Source organism: Massilia sp. CT11-108 (assembly GCF_047302915.1).
Classification (GTDB): Bacteria; Pseudomonadota; Gammaproteobacteria; order Burkholderiales; family Burkholderiaceae_D; genus Telluria; species Telluria orientalis.
Genome location: NZ_JBKYMO010000462.1, coordinates 1 through 4,349 on the forward strand (window position 1 = coordinate 1; position 4,349 = coordinate 4,349).

Consider the following 4,349-nt stretch of genomic DNA (forward strand, 5'->3'; position numbering starts at 1 on the left):
GCTGGCCGGCATCGTTCAGCAGTTGCGCGACGCGCGCTGGCCCCGCTGCGCGACGAGGGCGTGCTGATCCTCGGCAGCGGCCTGTCGTTCCACAACCTGCGCCAGTTCGGCCCGGGCGGCGCGCTGGCGTCGAACGCGTTCGATACGTGGCTGCAGCACGTGCTGCTGGAATTATCGCCCGCGGACCGCGAGCAGGCGCTGCTGCACTGGAGCGAGGCGCCGTATGCGCGCATGGCGCATCCGCGCGAGGATCACCTCGTGCCGCTATGGGTGGCGCTGGGCGCGGCCGAGCAGGAGGCGGCCGCGTGCGTGTATCACGAGGAGAGTTTCTTTGGGGCGTTGACGGTGTCGAGTTTCAGGTTTGGCGGGGCGAACGCCGCATGATGGTGCCCGGAGCCGGCGTCGAACCGGCACCGGTTGCCAGCACTCGATTTTAAGAACGCAAGTCGATCTTCATTAACGTATTTCGTTCCTCCCTCACGACCTGGCAGACGAAAGGTGACCTGATGGCTTCATTACTTGAGCAGTTCGCCAAGGAGGAGGCGACACCTTATGTTCGCGGGCTTATTCTGGAAGCGGTACGTGAGCGCGAATCAAATCCCGCGCGGGAGCAAACTTATTTCAATTTCAACCGCTTTGATATTACCCTTGATTTCGTCAGCGATACCGTCCTGATCGAAGACGAGCTGAATTTCGATCCTGGAGCCAACGAGGCCCGGCTTTCACTCACTGAGTTTATGCGCTACTTGTCGTCCGAGCCAGCGCCGCGCAGTGAATAGCTTGCCCCTCGTCACCAGCGATTGTCCCAGGTCGAAAGCCGCCCCACTCATCTTTTTGTCAGGCGCCCTAACAAGGTGTAGACGATTTTGTCTACACTCACTAAGACCCGCGCTTCCCGCGCGCCGCCTCTTCCGCCTTGCGCGCCGCCTTCTCGGCCGCGATGCGCGCCTTTTCTTCCATCTCGATGCGGTGACGCTCCAGCGCCTCGGCGCGGGTCTGCGGGGTTTCCAGGCTGATGCGGCCCAGCGCGCCCTGGCGGTAATCCTGCAGCAGCACGTGGGCCGCCTTTTCGTAGTCGTAGTCGCCGCCGCGCACGCGGAACGCGCGGCGCTGGGCGACGCCTTCGATCACGCCGAAGCCGTCCAGCCCGTCCGTCTTGATGCCGTAGCGCGCCGTCAACAGTTGCGGATAGCGCTGCAGCAGCAGGCCGCCCAGGTATTCCGCCACTTCTTCCTCGATGACGGCGTTCGTGCCGATCGCGTGGCTGGCGGCCAGCATCAGGCCGTCGCTTTCCATCGCGATCTTCGGCCACAGCATGCCCGGGGTGTCGACCAGCACCGTGAACTTGTCCAGGTAGAGCTTTTGCTGGGACTTCGTGACGGCCGGTTCGTCGCCGACCTTGGCCACGCGCTTTTTCAGCAGCGCGTTCATCAAGGTGGACTTGCCCACGTTCGGGATGCCCATGATCATGATGCGCAGCGGCTTCGTCGGCACGCCGCGGTGCGGGGCCAGCGCCTTGCACAGGTCGGGGATCCGCGCCACGTCCGACGGCTTCTTGGTCGTCATCGGGTACGCGGTCACGCCCTCCTGGGCGTCATACCACGCGGCCCAGGCCGCGGTGGCGGCGGGGTCGGCGAGGTCGGTCTTGTTCAGCACCTTCAGGCAGGGACGCTGGCGGAACTTGCGCAACTCTTCGACCATCGGGTTGCTGCTCGCCTGCGGCAGGCGGGCATCCAGGACCTCGATGACCACATCGGTGTTTTCCATCTGCTCCGCGGCCTGCTTGCGGGCGGCGGCCATGTGGCCCGGGAACCATTGAATCGACATGCTCTACCTTCAAAAATTTGCGTGCAACCGACTATTTTACCCTAGTCCACGCAAATCGACGACAGCCAGGACGGTGCCGCAGGGCCGTCCGGGTCGACTGCCCTCCTGTCGACGGCGCTTCAGTCGAGTTCCGCGAGGGCCTTGACGTGGGCCACGACACTGCGTCCCAGCGCCGACAGCGCGTAGCCGCCCTCGAGGCAGCTGACGATGCGCCCGCCCGCGTACCGGTGGGCGATGTCGGCGACCTGGTGCGTGATCCACGCGTAATCCGCCTCGACGAGGGCCATGCCGCCCATGTCGTCTTCCTTGTGGGCGTCGAAGCCGGCCGAGATGAAGATCATCTGCGGGCGGAACGCGTGCAGCGCGGGCAGCCATTGTTCGGCGACGAGCTTGCGCACGACGTCGCCGCCCGAGTACGCGGGGACCGGGACGTTGACGCAGGTCGGCGTGATCGGTTCCGGCTCCGTGTACGGATAGAACGGATGCTGGAAGAAGCTGGCCATCAATACGCGCGGGTCGTCCTTGAACGACTCCGCCGTGCCGTTGCCGTGGTGGACGTCGAAGTCGACGATGGCGACGCGCTCCAGCCCATGCACGTCGAGCGCGCGGCGCGCGGCGATGGCCACGTTGTTGAAGAGGCAGAAGCCCATGGGCTCCGTCGGCCGCGCGTGATGGCCCGGCGGGCGGACGGCGCAGAAGGCATTGTCGACGGTGCCGGCGATGACGGCATCCGTCGCGGCCGGCGCGGTAGCTGTCCTTGCACAGCAGGGTGTCGCCGTCGAGCGGATAGAACTCGCCTGCTGCCTGCGGCAGGTTGTCGCGCACGAGGTCGAGCGCACCCTGCGTGTGGTTGCGCAGGATGTCGGCTTCGTCGGCCAGCGGGGCGCTCACCTGCTCGACGAGCCCCTCCAGGCGCGCGAGGATCAGCTGGTCCTCGATGGCACGCAGGCGCTCGGGGGCTTCGGGATGCCAGCTGCCCATCTGGTGCAAGGTGCAGTCCGGGTGGCTGTAAATGGCTGTACTCATGATTCCTGGTTGATGCTCATCGATACCGCAAGTCCCTCCGTTCTCGCATAGAATCGATGCGAAAGGCAACCGCAGGCATATCAGGATTGCTAACAGCGTTAATCTACCACGCCCGGGTGCCCCGCCGCCCGGAACGACCATCGGAAGCCATCCATGTTCAATCAATTGCACGCCGCCGCCCGCCAGGTCAACCAGATCGTGGTCGGCAAGGACCAGCAGGTCCGCCTCGCGTTGACCTGCCTGCTGGCCGGCGGCCACCTGCTCATCGACGACGTGCCCGGCGTTGGCAAGACGACCCTCGCCCATGCGCTCGCGCTGGCGCTGGGCCTGAAGTTCAACCGCGTCCAGTTCACGAGCGACCTGCTGCCGGCCGACGTCGCCGGCATCTCCGTCTACGAGCGCGAAAAGAACGGCTTCGTCTTCCACCCCGGTCCGATCTTCACCCAGGTGCTGCTCGCGGACGAGATCAACCGCGCCACGCCCAAGACGCAGTCGGGCCTGCTGGAAGCGATGGAAGAGCGGCAGGTCACGGCGGACGGCGTCACCCGCGCGCTGCCGGAACCCTTCTTCGTCATCGCGACGCAGAATCCCGCGCACCAGGTCGGCACGTTCCCCCTGCCGGAATCCCAGCTCGACCGCTTCCTGATGTGCCTGTCGCTCGGTTATCCGGACGCCGCCGCCGAGCGCGCCCTGCTGATGGGCGAGGACCGGCGCGCGATGCTGAAAACCATCGAGCCCGTGATGCGGCCGGAAGATCTGCTCGACGCCCAGCGCTCGCTGCGCGCGATCCACGCCTCCGACAAGCTCATCGACTACCTGCAGGCGCTCGCGCTGCTGCAGGCCGCGCTGGAAGGCCGCGACCACGTGATCCCGGAAGACGTGCAGGCCCTGCTCGTGCCCGTATGCGCGCACCGGTTGCGGCCGCTGCGTTCCGCGCAGGGCGTGGCGATGGCCAGCCGCGACCTCGTTCTGCAGTTGCAGAAATCGGTCCCGGTCTGATGCCCCCGACAGCCGATCCAGCGATGGCACGACCCGATGGCTGGCTGAACCGCAAGCGCGCCCAGTGGCGCACGAAGACGACGGCCCGCGACACGGGCAGCGTGCTGCTGAACCAGCGGCGCGTCTACATCCTGCCCACGCGCGCGGGCCTCGCGTTTTGCGCGCTGCTGCTCGTCCTCCTGATCGGTTCGATCAACTACAACCTGGGCCTCGGATTCGGCCTCACGTTCGTCGCCGGCGCCTGCGCCATCGTCGACATGGTGCAGACGACGCGCAACCTGGCCGGCCTCGTGCTCAGCCCCGGCCGCGCACCGGACGTGCATGCGGGCGAGGACGCGCCGTTCGAACTGCGCGTCGAGAACCCGACGCGCCTGGCCCGCTACGCCGTCTGGATCGATTTCGAGCACGTGCCCGAACCGCGGCAGGCCATCGACGTGCCGGCCGGCGGCAGCACGGCGCTCGTGCTGCGCACGGCCACGCGCACGCGCGGGTGGATG

At 66.5% G+C, this 4,349-nt stretch carries 4 protein-coding genes and 2 pseudogenes; 4 read left to right on the forward strand and 2 right to left on the reverse strand.

Annotated elements, in window-relative coordinates; genetic code table 11:
* Both ACEN88_RS25340 and ACEN88_RS25345 read left to right on the forward strand, forming a co-directional pair.
* Positions 1–384, forward strand: a 384-nt coding sequence (locus ACEN88_RS25340; RefSeq protein ID WP_413344116.1) for a dioxygenase, incomplete at its 5' end; no start/stop codon positions are given.
* A gap of 122 nt (positions 385–506) precedes the next feature.
* Positions 507–779, forward strand: coding sequence for a hypothetical protein (locus ACEN88_RS25345; protein WP_413344118.1), 273 nt, complete (start codon positions 507–509; stop codon positions 777–779).
* 100 nt (positions 780–879) lie between these two features.
* Here ACEN88_RS25345 and ylqF read toward each other — a convergent pair whose 3' ends face one another.
* Together ylqF and ACEN88_RS25355 are read right to left on the reverse strand one after the other, a co-directional pair.
* Positions 880–1,827 carry a ribosome biogenesis GTPase YlqF gene (gene ylqF / locus ACEN88_RS25350; protein WP_413344120.1) on the reverse strand — a complete coding sequence of 316 codons (948 nt, stop codon included), beginning with the start codon at positions 1,825–1,827 and terminating at the stop codon, positions 880–882.
* Positions 1,828–1,946: 119 nt separating this feature from the next.
* Positions 1,947–2,853: pseudogene (locus tag ACEN88_RS25355) on the reverse strand (histone deacetylase family protein).
* 153 nt (positions 2,854–3,006) lie between these two features.
* On the opposite strand from ACEN88_RS25355, the gene ACEN88_RS25360 reads away from it, so the two are divergent.
* Together ACEN88_RS25360 and ACEN88_RS25365 are read left to right on the forward strand one after the other, a co-directional pair.
* The gene (locus ACEN88_RS25360) at positions 3,007–3,852 is read left to right on the forward strand and encodes an AAA family ATPase (protein WP_413344122.1); all 846 of its coding nucleotides are present in this window, start codon (positions 3,007–3,009) and stop codon (positions 3,850–3,852) included.
* Between the two features lie 23 nt (positions 3,853–3,875).
* Positions 3,876–4,349 (forward strand): annotated as a pseudogene (locus ACEN88_RS25365) (hypothetical protein); the annotation flags it as partial.

What these genes read in the sequence shown, in the direction of transcription:
- ACEN88_RS25345 (WP_413344118.1), top strand. Translation starts at nt 507, where the DNA reads ATGGCTTCATTACTTGAGCAGTTCGCCAAGGAGGAGGCGACACCTTAT.
- ylqF (WP_413344120.1), bottom strand. Translation starts at nt 1,827, where the DNA reads ATGTCGATTCAATGGTTCCCGGGCCACATGGCCGCCGCCCGCAAGCAG.
- ACEN88_RS25360 (WP_413344122.1), top strand. Translation starts at nt 3,007, where the DNA reads ATGTTCAATCAATTGCACGCCGCCGCCCGCCAGGTCAACCAGATCGTG.